The organism is Paenibacillus sp. 1A_MP2, from assembly GCF_052244825.1.
Classification (GTDB): Bacteria; Bacillota; Bacilli; order Paenibacillales; family Paenibacillaceae; genus Paenibacillus; species Paenibacillus vandeheii.
The window spans coordinates 2,185,954-2,202,507 of record NZ_JBQQCS010000001.1 but is presented as its reverse complement, the minus strand read 5'-3'; the positions used below and the strand labels follow the sequence as shown (position 1 = coordinate 2,202,507).

Below are 16,554 nucleotides of genomic sequence, written 5' to 3'. Positions count from 1 at the left end.
TTTATTAAGATTACACGTACATCGCCATCAACAATTTATAGATCATTGCTGCGGCTTCCGCACGGGTCGTCATATTTCCAGCACGAACCGTATTGTCGGTATATCCGTCCACAATCTTGGCCTGAACGGCTGTATTCAGTGCTTCCTGCGCCCAAGACGGCGTTTGCGTCGCATCAGTGAAGCTTGGTTTTACAGTATCTCCACTCGCTCCCGACTGTGCATCTGCACTTAACTTCAGCGCATTCGCCATCATCACAGCCATCTCGGCACGAGTGATCGTCTGATTAGGCTTGAATGTGTTATCTCCATAGCCCTTCACGATTCCGGCTTGTACTGCTGCGGCGATGTCGCTCTTCGCCCAGTCTGGCAGATTGCTTTGGTCTGCAAATGTCGTATCCGACTGCACAGACTTCAAGGCCAGTGCCTTACTGATCAACGTAACAAACTCTGCCCGTGTAATCTTCTTGGATGGTTGGAATGTACCATCTGTGTACCCCTGGATTACGTCCATGCCAATCAAACGATCTGCATAGTCGGATGCCCAGTGTCCGTTCAGATCGGACAAATTGGCTGGTACGTAACTGGACACCACGAAGGTTCCCAGATGATTCACATTCGTCGTTACCGTTCCTGCTGCGTCTGTCTTCCCGCCGACAAATACCCAGCTCTGACGAGCTTCATTATAATAGTAGATTGCTGGCTGTGTTCCTTGAGGTAGATTGGAAGCGTCATATTGCAAGCTAAGTGCTGCCTGCTCATCCAATGTCCGTCCGCCAGTGCGGCTGATTTGTACCGCTTGACTCAATACGTTCAGCGAAGCTGCATTCTGCAATTGGTCCTTGGACACGACAGATAGCTGCAATGTATCTTTTTCCCCAATGGCTCCAGCCGGAGCGTTGAATTGCACGATGTCTTTGAGACCCGTTTGTACAGGTTGATTCGCTTCGACCTCTACTTTCACTTCAGTTGATGAATCTGACCCCGTATCCGGGTTGGTTGGTGTGGTTGGAACGGTAGGCGTTGTTGGCACACTTGGTGTGCTTCCCCAGAATTCCCGCCTGAGTTGCCCCATTACCATCGCCATTGCCCGAACGGGCTTGCACGGTAACCGTACGTGTCACTTCTTGTGCCACATTTCCAGCAATATCTTTCACGTTATAACGAAGGGTGTAGATCCCCACTGCTTGTGTGTTCACTGTGCCGGCAATCTGCACGGAACCACGGATGCCCACATTATCGGCAGCCTGTGCTCCAGGCTCGTTATACGTATCTCCCACCGTTAATGTCATCTGGCTGCTGCCTTGCAGGGTGATGACAGGGATTTCGCGGTCTATTTTGACCACCAAAGGTAAAGTATACATTTCGTTCAAATCGTCTGTCGCTCTGAATAACAGCTTATGCTCTCCAGCCTCGGTTATCTCCAAAGGTGTATTCTCCGTATATGGCTCATACGTCTGACCTCCATCAAGAGACAGCTCGATCGTCGCCGAAGTGGCTGGCGCGTAAACTGCGCTGGTTACACTAACCGTTACGGACTGGTTTGTCCATGTATCCGTATGATACGGCTCGCTGTCAGCAGTGGTCATCTTGCTTTTTAACACTAATACCTGATTATTTGTTCCTTCCACAATGACAGTGAACGTTCTTGTATCCGTTTCGCTGCCACGTTGTACCGTTGCCGTCAATTCCAGTCGCTTATTATTCTCAGGCTGTGTCAGAAGTTTCCCTGTGCATCCATCAATTCCGGGTTTGAGCTGGACCAGCTAATCGTGGCTCCATGTTTTCCTTCAACAGGAAGGGTAAGGTCGGAAGTGACCGCGTTCAGATCACCCAGATCAATCGCTTGAAGCGTATCCGTTACCGCCTGTGCATCACTGTAAGGGGTAGCACTCACGAAGATCGGATTGGAGTAGAACCACAGATCGCGATAGTTCTGATCATTGATCTCGTTGAAACGAGTCTCTGCATCAGCTGTTGTGATTTTGGGATCAAGCTGCGGTTCACCATCTACAGTCTCACCAGCAACGTTCATACCCAGATTTGTACCGCGCAGGCGATAATATTTATCCTGGTCGGTGGCTTTGATTTTGTACGTGATGACATGGTAACCTTCGGCATCTGTCGTCCAATCGTTGGACGTGAAGGTTGCCAGTACTTTAGTAGAGTCATTAGTGTCTTTGGAATAGGCAGCTGTGCCCTTCTCCGCCTTGCCCGTCACATCTCCCGCGATGAGATCAACGTGATCAACCACCGGTATTTGTCCAGCAGACGTGCCGCTGTTGATTGGTTTTTCATAGTTGTTGCTCGTGGTTGGACTCTTGAACCGGATTTTCAGTTCCACTTCGTCGCCTTGGGTCACACCCAGATCTCCGCCCATTTCAGCCTGAGTGCCCGCGCCGGAAGCCGTGAAGTCCAGTGCGTTAATCAGATCACCGAATACGGAAAATGATTTTCCCGAACGCAGTCCTTCCAGCACGGCTTGCATACCTGTACCATCAACCCACGAATAAGTCTTGGCATATTCTCCCGGAAAATAACCGCTGGAATTCGTGCCAATGGTCTTGAAATGGTAGTCCGAATTGCCGTAGTTCCAGAAATGACGCCCATCTCCCAGCAATGCATCCCACAGACCGCCCACCTTGGCGACCATATAGTCCACACCGCCGTATGTACGATATTTGTATCCATCATCTGCTGTTGGATTAGCAACGTTGTATGTTGTGTTATACCCGCCGCGATCCGGTTCCATCTGGTTGCCCAGCATGCCTTCGATCCCGAATACAACTTGCGGGGCCAGATCGTTGAACTCACGGAAGTCCGCGATGGTATATTTGTTTTTGCCGCGTGAAGGATGGTTGATCATCGCATAACTTGTCGTTGGATACTTGGTTGCCAGCCAATTGATAGCAGCCAGTGCATCCTGATGAGTCGTATAGGCACGTCCCCCGTCAGATTCCAATTCGCTACGTCAGCCGCATCGAACAGATTCGCATCCCGATTGGTAAAACGATATTCAAATTCGTTTGCAGCTTCCAGCGCTTCGGTCGAATTCGGCTCATCCGTCAGAATCCCCACTCCAACGTGTTCATGCGTCGGCATGTCCCATTCGAAACCGGAGAAAATCGTCTTGCCTGCGTATTTGCCTGCTTCCTGAAGTGCTTTGATCTGTGGCACCTGATATTCGTTCATCCCCTGGGACATCGGAATCGATCCGCCTGGAATGTCTACTCCGTTGTGATCCCGCTTGGATAACCGCAAATGATCCGTAAGCGCGATCCAGTCCAGACCATACTTCGTCAGACCCGCGTCGAGTACATTTTCCAGCGAATTCTGCGCATCATCGGACTCAAAGGTATGTACGTGCAAATCTCCCGTTTGCCATGAACCTGTTGCCGAGCTGTTGGTTGGTGTGTTATCTCCCGCATCTGCATACGTTACTGCAGCAGGAAAAGCACCCATAACCAGGCCTGTAGCCAGTGGTATAAGCGTAAGCATAGCGAGCATTTTCTTTCCTTTATTATTGAACAAAATCATCCCACCACCCGTTCTGAGTTGTTGTGTCGGGAATAATATAAGAGACTTTGGGGGGCAGGGTCAACGCATTGAAAGCGCCTATTAAAAATTTGACATCCCCCTGCATCGATTTACATTTCGTTAACGAATTCTTTTTGCTGTATCTAAGAAAATCATGCTCTGTCTTACTCCATATTGAGGAGTTGAAATGTACTAGAGAGAGGTTGCAAGAGGGTGAATAAAAATTCAGATTTTGTTCACCATTCAGGAAAGTTCCACCACAGCTAGTGGATCATTAGGAAGATGACTGGCGTAACAGGGGCGATAAAGAGCTGATAATGAAGGGCTTTGTAAACATCTGAGCGTAGAGCATTGGCCGGATATAAAAAAAAGAACCTACGAATGCATAGGCGCAATGCGTCCTGAATCCGTAAGTACCCTGGGTTTGGACTGGATTTTGACTTAGCTTTTACATGTTTACTTCTGTGAAGCGAGAGTTAACGAGTTGTGAAATGTGGGCATTCTCCACTTAATATTTAACTAGAAATATTCTCCCAATAAACCGATAATGTTGAAGATGGCACTGGCTCATTAGACATAGAACAAGATACATAGAAGGAGTTGCACACTTTTGAGAAGATTTTATCCAGGTTTGGGGCTAACTATTATAGCTTTAATTTTACTATTACTAGGCTCTGCTCCAACAGAAGCAGCATTGAAGAAAGTAACCTTAAAACTGTCCGATGGATCAACGTATTATGGCGAAGTTCTAGACGGGAAGCCTCATGGAAAAGGAACCGCCCGCTGGGGAAATCTGAAATGTACTCAGGGGACTGGGTGAATGGAAGGCGGCAAGGTAAAGGCAAGTATACATATAAATTAGTCGAAGGTGCGGGTGTGCCCTTTGATGATTATGATGAATCTAACATGGGTCACGGAACAGGTGAATTCACTACAAGAACCTACACCGGATCGTGGATTAATGGTACATATCATGGCAAAGGAAAAGAAATTACGCAATGGTTAGAAGTACAGTATCTCACTGCTGATGGTGAAGTTCACCCTATACTTGGGAGTTACATAAACTCAATTAATGATGGAACATTCAATCAAGGCAAGATGTCTCAGGGATATTACGCAATCCACTCTTCAGATATTGTCTCATTAGGGTATAAGGATCACACGACGACAATTACTCTCGAAAATTATTATTTCAATGGAAAGGTAAGCGGGGACCCGTACTTTTTTGACACGATTATCAGTTTTCAAAAGAAACACGATTCTTCAGATATATATATGGGGATTAAACCATCCGAATTCTCCAAAGGCACAATAACCAGCGGCAAATTCACGGGGTCTACGTATCTAATCGATTATGGTAATTCAGTTAGTTATTCTAAACAAGTCGTAAAGAACGATAATGTATTAAAAGAGAATTACATAACGTTGGCCACCTTTGATAAGGATCGCAAGAAAATTCTTAATGAATTCCTTCAAGCGATCAAACCTTATTCAGCCAAACTCAATAACATATCCGACGAGATCATGTCATTAAAAGACATCAACTATAAGGGAATGATTCCCTAGGTAGTGGAGGTCACTAAATGAGAAAAAAACGATGGAAAAGAAAACACTACCTTTTTCAGATATAAGCCTCCACAGCTTCCTTGGAAACTGTGAGGATCCCCCTCACTAACCATTAAACCCATTAAACTGCCGAAGCATAGAGGTGAAACGTTCCAGTTCTTCATCATTCCATCCCGATATGCGTTCATAAAAAGTTGACTCCTTCTCCTTGAGCGCACCCACCGTTGATTGTTGACCAAGCTCCGTCAAAGACAACAAAACGCCGCGCCGATCTTCGGGGTCCGGCTCCTTGCTTACATACCCTGCCTTCTCAAGTTGTTTAATCAGACGGCTTACCGAACTGCGGTCCATTGCCGTCGCTTCTGCCAAAGCTGCTGCGCTTGTAGGACCGTAAGAATACAACCACCGCACCAAATGAAAAGCGGCAGGCTGCATAGTCGCATCAAAACGCTCGGCAGATCGAACATTAAGCGCATGCGAAGCACTAATTAGCGCATGGATCTGCTCACCAAGTGCCAGTTCCAGGGTTTCTCTGTCTTTTGTTTTAACTGGATTTTCACTCATTATTATGGTTCCCCTCTCCTCGATACAGCAAAACAGGATTTTAAATATATAGTTGACAAATATCAATTAATATTTATAGTTGATTTATGTCCATTATATATTCCAACCCTATTCGTGTCAAAAGGAGACCTCATTATGAAAACAACACACCCCATTATTGTGATCACCGGAGCAACCAGCGGCTTAGGTCAGCTTGCTGCCATGGAACTTGCGAAACGCGGTGCACACCTTTTACTCACAGCCCGAAGCGAAGAACGCGCCGAGACCACCAGAAACAAAATCAGGGAAATTGCGCCATCTGCCAAGATCAACTTTTTCTTTGGAGATTTGTCTTTACTGAGCGATGTAAAACGTATAGGGCTTGAAATTGCAGCCACTTATCCGCGTATCAATGTTCTTTTGAATAACGCGGGTCTTCATGCTTTTGAACAAAGAGTCACTTCCGAAGGGTTTTCCGAGATGATGGCCGTGAACTATTTGGCTCCTTGGCTCCTAACGCACACGTTGCATACGTCTCTGGTTCAGGCAGGCCACGCCAGAGTCGTCAATGTTGCATCTGAAGCCTCGCGGAATCATGGAAAACTGATGCTGCCCGATGATTTGACGGATACCAATCCCTTTACTGCACGCGGCTCCTCCGCCATCTATGGCAAAACCAAACTGCTCAATATTATGTTTACTGGCGAGCTTGCCCGTCAATGGGATGGAACTGGAATTCGAGTGAATGCTTTGAATCCAGGTTTTAATGTTACAGGTCTTGGACGAGAGTTATGGTTTGCGAGTGTGCTTGAGCATATTCTAACGTTTTTGCATATCGGCGACCCACGGCGGGGTGCGGATATCATGACTCGTTTGGCAGTGGAATCGGAATATAGTGAAGTTTCGGGAGGATATTTCAATGTTGGAAGCGGGGCATCCATTACTCCTGTGTATCCGGGCGGAGATGCTGGAATGCAAAACAAGCTGTGGAAGGTGACGACACAATTACTGAAACAACGTGGTCTGTTGGAATAATCGAAAATAGAAAAAGCCTTTCAGATCATGTCTGAAAGACTTCCACCTCTTAAAAATTCATACTCAACCAAATCGGCCACTAATATAGTCCTGCGTACGCGAATCAACGGGCTCGGCGAACATGTCTTGGGTAGCGGAGTATTCCACGACCTCCCCATTCAGGAAAAACACCGTCTGCTGGGAAACCCGAGCTGCTTGCTGCATATTGTGCGTAACCATCACGATGGTATAGCGTTCCTTCAATTCATGCGTCAGTTCCTCAATTTTGAACGTCGAGACGGGATCGAGCGATGCGGTAGCTTCATCCATCAGCAGAATGTCCGGCTCGACCGCGAGTGCACGTGCGATGCAGAGGCGCTGCTGCTGCCCTCCGGACAGGCTTAGCGCTGAACGCTTCAGGTTATCCTTCACTTCGTCCCACAGGACAGCGGATCGAAGACTCTGCTCCACAATTTCATCCAGCTTCTTTTGCCATGAATACCGTGCTGTTTTGGGCCAAAGGCCACATTTTCATAGATGGATTTCGGAAAAGGATTCGGTTGTTGAAACACCATTCCGATTTTCTTGCGTAAGGATTCCACATGCACTTCACCATTGTAGATATCCGTTCCGCCCACAGCCACCTTACCTTCGATCCGTGTTCCAGGGATCCGATCATTCATGCGGTTGAGTGTACGCAGCAGCGTGGATTTCCCACACCCGGACGGCCCGATAAAAGCGGTAATGGCCCGCTCCGGGATTTCAATGGAAACATCCTTAAGCGCTTGGAACTCGCCGTAATATAAATTCAGTTTGTTGATTTCAATGATTGGCTGCACAACGTGCCCTCCCGGTGTTGAATTAGAGTATATTGCTGGATGAATACGGTGAGCTCCATAAGATTCTTATATTCTGTTGGTGTGATGTGTGATGCGTCTATTGAATGCGATGCACCCACCCGATAGGTCTGGTGCGTACGCCTTTGACGTCTTAAACCTGTGTTTTGCGTGCATTCAGCCAAAGTGGCACACGGAACAAAATATTAATGAGCAAGGCCACAAAAATCAGCACTGCCGTAGCCTTCTGGGCAATTTCCTCCGCATCCGGCACAATCGCTTCCGATTGGATGTACCACAGATGCACAGCCAGGGTTCCTCCCGGCGAAAACAGATTGAAGTCCCACATCTCTCCTGAAGTGGATACCCCTGCGGTTAGAATAATGACCGCGCTCTCCCCGAATGCCCGTCCTGCTGTCAGACAGATGCCTGTCATGATTCCGTTCAGGGCTACAGGCAGCAATACATGACGAATCGTTTGCAGGTGGGTGGAACCCAGCGCAAAGGATCCATTGCGAAGTTCAACCGGAACCGCCTTGACCGATTCCTCCGTCACTCTGGTGAGCACAGGTAGATTCAGGAAGGCAAGACTGACCGCTGCGCCCAGAATCGTAAGACCAATCTCAAAATACTCGACAAACAGCGCAATCCCAAACAATCCGAAGATGATGGAGGGCACCGAAGACAGACCCTCCACGCAAATTCTAACGATCTCCATGAGCTTGTTGTTTGGCGCAAATTCTGCCAGATAGATTCCGGCTGCCATGCCAATCGGAATGGAGATGAGCAGGGAGAGAATCAACACATAAAACGAGTTGAACAGCGCCGGGCCAATTCCGCCCCCTTCTTCAATCTCGCTCGGCACCCCGTACAGGAAATCCCAGCTCAGCAAAGGCAGCCCCTTTTCCAGAAGCAAGAACAACAAGCCGACGATAAATAAAATGACGATAATGCCTATACCCCATACCAAACCTGTAAAAAGCTTGTCCATGAACATAGAACTGCTCCGCCGTTTGGCAAATGAATAGGTGGGGACCGGAGTTGCCTGCTTTTTATACTCATGAGGAGTGTCCCCCTTTCTTCTGAAGCATTCTCACTGCTACGATCATCAAGATGGAAATGGCGAGCAGGATAAAGCCCATCATGTACAGGCCATGATTCCAGATCGAATCGAATTCCACACTAGAAATCTGCATGACAATATTACTGGTCAGCACTGCGGTGGGCGTGAACAGACTGTTTGCAAGCTGTGCCGTATTCCCGATAACCATTACTACAGCCATCGTCTCCCCAATGGCGCGGGTCATTCCGAGAATGACAGCATACATGATCCCGCTTCTCGCCGCAGGCAAAACTACACGGATTACAGTTTGAAACCGGTTGGCACCGAGTGCATATGCAGCATCCCGGTACTTGTTCGGTACAGCGGATATAGCATCATCACTGATCCGGCTGATTGTAGGAAGAACCATGATCGTAAGAACGATGGACGCCGCAAGTAAACCGTCCGCCAGATCATGTCCACTGAGATTCCGGAGCCAGGGAATGAGAATTGTCAGTCCCAAGAAACCGTACACCACGGAAGGAATACCAACCAGCAAATCCAGGACAGGACGCAGCGTTTGGCGAAGCCATTTTGGCGTCATCTCGGCCAAAAACACGGCAATAATGACGGAGATCGGAACGGCAAACAGCATGGTAAGACCGGTCAAGGCCAGCGTTCCCAGGATAAAGATTAGCGCCCCGTAATGTTCATTTTCCGGGTCCCAGTTGGTGGAGAAGAAGAATTCGGTCAGGGAAACGTCCGCAAAGGTGAGCACGCCTGTGCGAAGCATAAGAACCAGAATGCATAACAGGACCAGGCAAACAAACAGTGTACTGCCGATGCAGACCATACGAAACAGTTTGTTGGACCACCTTAAACGAGCCTTGCGGTCGAACCTTGTTCCCGAACCGGGAGCCTTGCCAAGGCTTGAGCCGAGCTCACTCGGAGCAGCGCTGTTCGAGGATGGATTTAAATCGATCATGAAGGACTCTTCCTTTCACATAGAGAAGCCAGCTTGGCGACCGTGCGCAGAAGCTGGCTATCCCTTTCCTTATGAAATACACAAATGGCGAACGTTCGCAGCCTTGTTATTTTACGGCAGCAAGCGGAATGAATTTCAGCTTTTTCAGGGAACCGTTCTGGAACTTGCTGCTTTGGATATACTGGATGAACGCTTTGGTTGCTCCAGTAGGTTGACCTTTGGTCATGTAATATCCAATGCCCCATACTTTATATGTTTTGTTCAGGACGTTTTTCTCAGTTGGTGCTACACCATTGATCGATACAGCCTTCATTTTGCTAGTTACATAAGGAAGGTCAATATAACCAATCGCATTAGGTGTCGTTTCAATCGTTGTTTTCATATCACCGCTGGAGCCAACCTCTTTGTAGTTATCTCCTTTGCTCATGAAGTCCTTACCATCCAGTGCTTTTTGTTGGAAGTTAACTCGTGTGCCGGAACCAAACTTACGGTTAACCACAACGATGTTGGCATCCGATCCGCCAACTTCCTTCCAGTTTGTCACTTTGCCGGAGAAGATGTCCTGCAGTTGTTTGGTTGTCAGATTACTTACACCCACATTGCTGTTCACAACAGCCGTAAACACTGTTACAGCTACCGGATTGGCTACCAAACCATCAAATTTCTTGAAGCCAGGTACATCTTTGGATGCATCCCAGTCTACAGCGCCAATGTCTGCGATCCCTTTACGAACGGATTGAGGACCTGTGATGGAACCTGCTGCGGAAGCGGAGATTTTGACTTTTGGATTATCTTTCTTGAATTCACTGGCAGCCTGAAGTGTGAGCGGAAGCAGCGCTGAGGAACCGTTAATGACAATTTTGCCTTTCTCTGTGCTCTTGGCAGCAGATGCCGTCGTTGCGCCACCAAGTCCACCAATTAGAGATACAGCCATAAGCATTGCTGTGAAGGGTTTGATCCATTTTTTCATGTTAACTAAACTCCTCTCGAATTAAAAAGCTTTAATGTTACTTCATGTCAAACCTTACTTCGTAACAGCTCTCCAGCTGCCGCCAGCTTGTACCAGAACTCGGCCATTCTCCACCACTGAGATTTGCGATCCGGCAACGGAAATGGAGGATACGTCGGAAGATACGGTGTACAGCTTGGTTTGTTTGCCAGTTACCGGGTCAATCGAAAGGATCACACTATTGCTGTCATCCTGGGCCGCAAGTACATACAAGATGCCACCCGACAGAATCGCTTGTTCTACATCGTACTCGGCATACACCGACGTAGACTTTTGAGATGAATCCACAGACAGCAATGATGCTTTACCATCTTCGGAAGGTACACTCACGTAGTAAGCTTTTTGTCCGTCAGCAGACCATACAAACACCTTATCATCGGTTGATGTTGTAAGCTTCACCGCCTCTGGTTTTGAACTTTCTGTGTTATACGAAAATACCTGCTGTTGATTGGCTGAAAAATCAATGGATACATTGTCTTCATCCACATTGGTTGTATCGGAAGTTACTGTACCAAGTGTCGTTACCGTATAGATGAATTTCTTGCCATCAGCAGAAACATTCAGGTTTTCCTTATAGTCCACCTTGTCTTCGACCACTTTCGTAATCGCGCCATCGGCCAAATTCAGCTTGGCAATGACGGAACCTTTATCCCCTTGCAGGAAATAGATTGCATTCCCGTCAGCAGACCATACCAGTTCCGGCTTAATGCTGTTGTCGCTCGTGATCAGTTTGGAAGACTTGGTCTTCAGATCAATGACGTATACGGCTCCTTCTGCATTTGTATAAGCCGCTTGATCACCGCTCGGAGAAATGACGAGATCTGATCCCCGTCTGTAGTTAACAACAGATCGTATTTACCACTTGTCGTATTCACGAGATAATCCGTTCTGCCATCGTTGTTGCTCTTGGAAACAATCAACTTGTCCGCTCCGGCAAAACGTGGATTCTCAACTTCTTCGAGCAAGGATACCGTGCTGATTTCAAGCAGTCCGTTTCGTTTGACGATCGTACCGCCAACGCCGGACACCAGTGGACGAAGTGCAACGTAACTTGTACCACCAATAATGGTAACTGGTTGATTCAAATTTACTTTGGCGCCATCTACCACGATTTGTTTGCTTTTGTTTTGCAGTGTTACGGTGTGATCATTCAACTTGATCACTGTCGTTCCACTATTTACTTCTGCTTGCGCGCCAATGGCTTTGATCACATCACGAAGTGACACGAGAGTCTCTCCATTTTTAACGATGGAACGGACGATGATACTGCTACCGTTTATTGTAAGCGTGGAATTTTGTACCTGGGCTGCACTAGCCGCAGGTTTGGCTGCAGGAGCAGCCGATACTGCACTAACCACAGAAGTTCCTAACACTGTGGCTACCATGGACACTACTAACGCCTTTTTCATTGACATTATCTCTTGTCACCCTTCTCTATTCCATTTAATTTGACTTGTTTTGTCGTGCCCTGCTGTCTGGTATTCAATGCATGTATCGTCTTTATGAGAGCTTGTCCGGCTCATCCCCCAAACTTCCACGTTCATAGTAAAAATTACCTATCACGATTGTAATTATAGGAGAGATTTGTAAACGGGAAATCCTGGAATTGTTAACGAATTGTCAATGTTTTCATAACACACAAAAAGAGTCGCTGGAATACGACCCACGACTCGTTTTTTGTGTTAATATGCGGCTGCAGTATTACAGAAAATGTTGATTCTTCAGACCTCAATTTGTTCATATAATTGTCTCGTGACAAGAGAGGGCTGAATATTAAGCTCGGTCAATCTTTCTTTAAGATTGCGATAGATTCGGAGCACATGATCATGTTTGCCCATGTACAAGTATGCCTGCATGGCACGACGGTAGGCTTCTTCTTCGTATGGTGATTGGCTGATTGCACGTTCTGCTGCCTCTGCTGCTTTTCTGCCGTTATTGGAATTCAGATATTTCTCGGAAAGCTTCAACTTAAGCTCCAAGGAAAATTGCTCCAGCCGATGACTTAGCTCCAATACCCATGGATAATCCTCCTGCGGTAACAGTTCCTCCTGATACAAATGTAAGGTTTGCTCGATTAGCGATATCGGCATATCTACTTCTTGCTCCATCCTGAACGAAACGTCCAGAAAATCATATACGTCTGCTCTGATCCGTTCCTTATCCAGGATATAGTGCTCACTTTTATATCTCAACAAATGTTCAATACCAACGTTCCGCAAGTTTTTTCGTAACAAGCTCACACAGGTATGCAAATAAATTTTAGCTTTCTCATAAGGTTCATTAGGCCATAACTTTTCGATAATACGATCACGGTGAACCGCACTTGTCGCAGGGTTATTCAGCAGCAAATACGCAAAAAGCTCCTTCTCTTTGGCTGTTCGCCACATCAGCGTCTTTCCGTTTGTGATTGCAACATGGAAGGTTCCGAGCAATTGGACAAACAACTTATCCGTACTATCGGAATTGACGACAACGGGATCCATGGATCTGCTCTTCTCCTTCGTCCATCGCTCAATGGTCCGTGACAAGCGGTCCATCTCGATCGGTTTGAGCAAATAATCCAGTGCTTCATGTTCAAAAGCGGCCACAGCATACTGATCATAAGCGGTCGTGAACACGATCACGGCATCCGGTTCCACATCGTGTATGTTCGCCGCTAACTCCAATCCGCTCATTCCTGGCATCTCAATATCCAAAAACCAGATATCCGGCCGGATGTCCCCAAGTGCAGCAAGCGCATCGAAGCCATTAGCCGCACGCCCTGCGACGTGTACTTTACCTGTTCGAGCAAGGAACATTTCCAGCATATTTAAAGCATGCGGCTCGTCATCCACCAAATACGCTTGGATCAATGCAAGTTCCCCCTTTACATCATTTATTGGTATGGAAATTCAATCGTTATCTTCGTCCCGTGACCTTGCTCACTCTGGATCACAGGTGCTTGTCCGTTCAGGTGTTTCAGTCGCCTCTGCACATTTTGCAAACCAATTCCCTGCTCGGCATGGCTTCTGTCCAGGATACTTTCCACTTGCTCAGGAGACATGCCAACTCCATCATCCTCAACCACCACTTGAACCTGATTTTCACATTTTTGAATGAATAGCCGAAACCGTTCCTCCATCAATCTTCTTCGACACCCCATGCCGAATAGCATTCTCCACCAGTGGCTCGATGAGGAGTGGCATCACTTTACAGGAATACAGTGATCTGTCCACATTCAATTCAACCTGAAGACGTGAACCGAAGCGCTCCTGCTCGATCTCTACATAGGCCTGAATCAACTCCATCTCCTTGCTGAGCGGAATCAATTCCTCCGAGTTATCCAGATGAAAAAGAATTCGCAAATAACGACTGAAGCTGCCTAACAGTTCTCCCGCTCTAGGCCCGTCTGTGAAACATAACGACATAATCGTACCCAAGGCATTATACAGAAAATGCGGTTTGATCTGTGAACGAAGAAACGCCATTTCGTTGTTCGCCGCTTCCTTCACCAACCGTTTCATACCGAGCAAGGTATGTACTCGGACCAGAATCTCACCCGCATCCAGCGGGCGTGTAATAAAATCGTTGCCTCCTGCCTTAATGCAAGCCTCAATATCCGCTGGAGTACTGCGCATATTGATAAACAGAACCGGCAGGTCCACCTGGCTGAATTCCAGCCGAATCTGCTTACACACCTCATAACCGGTAACCGAGGGCAGCATCGCATCTACAATAACGAGATCGGGCAGCTTACCGCTTGCAAGTAGCGATTGCACCTCCATGTCAGAGTCCGCAAAACTCACTTGAAAACCTTCTGTAGAAAGTAATGTATTCAAGTGCTCCATATCCACAAGATCAGTTGTTGCAATCAATATGGCTGCTGAAACATTGCCGGACGGCAATCCCGATAAATCCTCTCCGTGCTTCTCCTGAGATACTGCAGTCTCTATGACGTTCTTCATGTCAGCATCTGCTGCGGATGGAAGCTCGATCTGAATTGATTCTGATTCATCATTGACGCTAAGCCGGCCCCCCATAATGCTGACAAGCTCTGCTGCAACAGACAAGCCTGCTGAACCGTTGTGCATACTCTCTAAATCAGGGGATTCTTCTGTCCCAAATCGGGCAATTTGCTCCGTACGTGCCTCAAAACGAAGTATAATCCGCACTCGCTCTTGATGCCGCTCGCACTCGAATACCAGCTCCCTGTGACTATGCTGACCAATCATGTGATAGACAAGGTTGTACAGCACTTGCAGTAGACGGCTCTCGTCTGCAATGACATAGCGGGCCTCAGGCTCCAGCCGCCGTACCATAAGGATTCCTTTTCCTGTAGCCAGAAACCCGAGCACCTCCGTGACCAAAGAAAGGCAGGACACCAGATCAACATTGCCTACCGCAATCTTCATATTGCCGTCTCTAAATCGGGACATATCAATCAGATCATTTACAAGATTGGACATCCGGTATGCCGTATTGCGTATGAGCTGAAGCTTGCCTCGAATTTCCATCTCATTCGTACGTCTCAACGACGTTCCGAGAAGAGAACGGGACAAATGAATGATGCTATGAAGCGGCGAGTTCAGCTCATGCGATGTCAAAAGTAAAAACTCATCCTTTACCTTGTCCGATAATTGGAGCTGCTTCGTAAGCTGCTGCATCGCATCATAAGCTCGAACATATTGATAGATCAGGAGCACGGCGAAGACACTCAAAATAACTAATGTTGTACAATTCAGTAGAATCTGACTCACCGGATACCACGTTACGAGGATGCCAAGAACGTTGTTTACAAGCATAAGCCAGATACATATGATGAGCAGTTGTAACTGCGAACGACTCTTGCTCTCATATTTCTTCATAACATAGTGATGCAGGATGACAGCAAATGATAAGACATAAGACAACAGGTTAACGATATACATGCCTTCCTGAATGGAGGAATACACTCGAAATGGGGATAGCACGATCAGGACGACGTATAGAGCAAGCAAAGCACTTGGCAGCTGAAGGCATCTTCTGATCGTTTTCCCCTGTCCAGGGGCAAATTTCCATGTAATCATGCTAACAACGACGGATACGCCATATACCGCTGCATATTTCATTTTGAACGCGAATTCAAAGGGAATTCCCGGTACAAGCTGTAATAAGAGACGCTCCCCATTCGTCACCACAATAATGGCAAAACCCAAGAAGAATAGTGCGTAAAGCAACTGAATGCGATCACGATGCAGACGAAGATAGAGATAGAAAAACAGCAAACCAAAGATGACTACAATCCCCATGATGAACAGCTCCAGTCCAGACTGAATCATCGTTCTTCTTTCAATCTGACTGGCATACCCCAGTTCAATCGAGTTGTAGATGCCACCGCTGCGAAAATCAAAATTAGCTACCTGTAACACAATTTCGAGATCTGCTTGTTCCGTATGAAAATAAATCGTATATGGCTCATTGCGCGGTTTATAGGATTCCGCAGACGTGCCGGGAAGCCCTGATCGACTCATCAGCTGCCCATCCAGATACATCGTATCCGCGAAGCGAACATACCGTTTCGCAATTGCCAGCTGCTCTCCCTGAGGGACATTCCGCACAATCAGGCGATAGGTTCCATACCCCTTCCCGCTCATTGGATAGCCTTGATTGATCACATCCTCATCCCAGTTACCAGGCACTTGCATCATAATGGGCTTGATACGCATTAGATGAATCTGCTGTGGTGAGAGCAACTGCTCAGGATAGAATTCCCATTCTCCATCCAGTGGAATAATAGTATGGCTTGTCCATGAGAAATCTGCCAGCTCCAGAGTTCCCTGCTTGGCAACAGGCGTCTCTCGTTCACCCGTAATCTGCAGCACAACCACGAGTGCAAGCAGCATTGTCATTAATCCAACCCCTAACAAAAACCGATCCTTTCTGATGACAGTCATCTCTCCTTCTTCCGTAGCAGCTACCTCTCAATATAGCGTTATTTTCGCACTCACGCTTGATGCTGTCCATCCTTTTTCAAAGCTAGGATATAACGATGAAAAAAGGCATCCGC

General features: G+C 47.1%; 15 protein-coding genes and 1 pseudogene. 2 read left to right on the top strand and 14 right to left on the bottom strand.

Annotated elements, in window-relative coordinates; genetic code table 11:
* Positions 1–10: 10 nt before the first annotated feature.
* The 4 genes from ACTWJ7_RS10845 to ACTWJ7_RS10830 are packed head-to-tail and all read right to left on the bottom strand — an operon-like array spanning position 11 to position 3,528.
* On the bottom strand, positions 11–1,030 hold the full coding sequence (locus ACTWJ7_RS10845) for an S-layer homology domain-containing protein (RefSeq protein WP_443145417.1): 1,020 nt from the start codon (positions 1,028–1,030) through the stop codon (positions 11–13).
* Entirely contained in the window at positions 963–1,685 is a 723-nt protein-coding gene (locus tag ACTWJ7_RS10840) for an immunoglobulin-like domain-containing protein (protein WP_443145416.1), read from the bottom strand. Before ACTWJ7_RS10840 ends, ACTWJ7_RS10845 begins: the two co-directional genes overlap by 68 nt.
* A 29-nt stretch (positions 1,686–1,714) precedes the next feature.
* The gene (locus tag ACTWJ7_RS10835) at positions 1,715–2,959 is read right to left on the bottom strand and encodes an immunoglobulin-like domain-containing protein (protein WP_443145415.1); all 1,245 of its coding nucleotides are present in this window, start codon (positions 2,957–2,959) and stop codon (positions 1,715–1,717) included.
* A complete protein-coding gene (locus tag ACTWJ7_RS10830; RefSeq protein ID WP_443145414.1) occupies positions 2,860–3,528 on the bottom strand; it encodes a PHP domain-containing protein in 669 nt (222 codons plus the stop codon). Before ACTWJ7_RS10830 ends, ACTWJ7_RS10835 begins: the two co-directional genes overlap by 100 nt.
* Before the next feature lie 804 nt (positions 3,529–4,332).
* On the opposite strand from ACTWJ7_RS10830, the gene ACTWJ7_RS10825 reads away from it, so the two are divergent.
* Positions 4,333–5,100, top strand: a complete 768-nt coding sequence (locus ACTWJ7_RS10825) for a hypothetical protein (protein ID WP_443145413.1) — start codon at positions 4,333–4,335, stop codon at positions 5,098–5,100.
* Between the two features lie 105 nt (positions 5,101–5,205).
* Here the strand turns inward: ACTWJ7_RS10825 and ACTWJ7_RS10820 are convergent, their stop codons facing one another.
* Positions 5,206–5,664, bottom strand: coding sequence for a MarR family winged helix-turn-helix transcriptional regulator (locus tag ACTWJ7_RS10820; protein ID WP_301878194.1), 459 nt, complete (start codon positions 5,662–5,664; stop codon positions 5,206–5,208).
* A 135-nt stretch (positions 5,665–5,799) separates the two neighbouring features.
* Between ACTWJ7_RS10820 and ACTWJ7_RS10815 the strand changes: the two genes are divergently transcribed.
* Positions 5,800–6,678: an SDR family NAD(P)-dependent oxidoreductase gene (locus ACTWJ7_RS10815; RefSeq protein WP_301878195.1), complete on the top strand. Its 879-nt coding sequence runs from the start codon at positions 5,800–5,802 to the stop codon at positions 6,676–6,678.
* Positions 6,679–6,741: 63 nt separating this feature from the next.
* On the opposite strand, the pseudogene pstB reads toward ACTWJ7_RS10815, so the two are convergent.
* The 9 genes and pseudogenes from pstB to ACTWJ7_RS10770 all read right to left on the bottom strand — a co-directional run bounded on the left by pstB (position 6,742) and on the right by ACTWJ7_RS10770 (position 16,396).
* Positions 6,742–7,496: pseudogene (gene pstB, locus ACTWJ7_RS10810) on the bottom strand (phosphate ABC transporter ATP-binding protein PstB).
* Positions 7,497–7,647: 151 nt separating this feature from the next.
* Positions 7,648–8,484 (bottom strand): phosphate ABC transporter permease PstA, encoded by an 837-nt coding sequence (pstA, locus tag ACTWJ7_RS10805; protein WP_443145412.1) that lies wholly within the window; start codon positions 8,482–8,484, stop codon positions 7,648–7,650.
* A gap of 67 nt (positions 8,485–8,551) precedes the next feature.
* The gene (gene pstC, locus ACTWJ7_RS10800) at positions 8,552–9,520 is read right to left on the bottom strand and encodes a phosphate ABC transporter permease subunit PstC (RefSeq protein ID WP_301878197.1); all 969 of its coding nucleotides are present in this window, start codon (positions 9,518–9,520) and stop codon (positions 8,552–8,554) included.
* 106 nt (positions 9,521–9,626) lie between these two features.
* Positions 9,627–10,490, bottom strand: coding sequence for a phosphate ABC transporter substrate-binding protein (locus ACTWJ7_RS10795; protein ID WP_079350563.1), 864 nt, complete (start codon positions 10,488–10,490; stop codon positions 9,627–9,629).
* A gap of 54 nt (positions 10,491–10,544) precedes the next feature.
* Entirely contained in the window at positions 10,545–11,150 is a 606-nt protein-coding gene (locus tag ACTWJ7_RS10790; RefSeq protein ID WP_443145411.1) for a hypothetical protein, read from the bottom strand.
* Positions 11,151–11,275: 125 nt separating this feature from the next.
* Entirely contained in the window at positions 11,276–11,938 is a 663-nt protein-coding gene (locus ACTWJ7_RS10785) for a stalk domain-containing protein (RefSeq protein ID WP_443145410.1), read from the bottom strand.
* Positions 11,939–12,250: 312 nt separating this feature from the next.
* Positions 12,251–13,381: a response regulator gene (locus ACTWJ7_RS10780; protein WP_079350564.1), complete on the bottom strand. Its 1,131-nt coding sequence runs from the start codon at positions 13,379–13,381 to the stop codon at positions 12,251–12,253.
* Positions 13,382–13,404: 23 nt separating this feature from the next.
* Positions 13,405–13,572: a sensor histidine kinase gene (locus tag ACTWJ7_RS10775; RefSeq protein WP_443145409.1), complete on the bottom strand. Its 168-nt coding sequence runs from the start codon at positions 13,570–13,572 to the stop codon at positions 13,405–13,407.
* Between the two features lie 40 nt (positions 13,573–13,612).
* A complete protein-coding gene (locus ACTWJ7_RS10770; protein WP_443145408.1) occupies positions 13,613–16,396 on the bottom strand; it encodes a histidine kinase in 2,784 nt (927 codons plus the stop codon).
* Positions 16,397–16,554 lie beyond the last annotated feature (158 nt).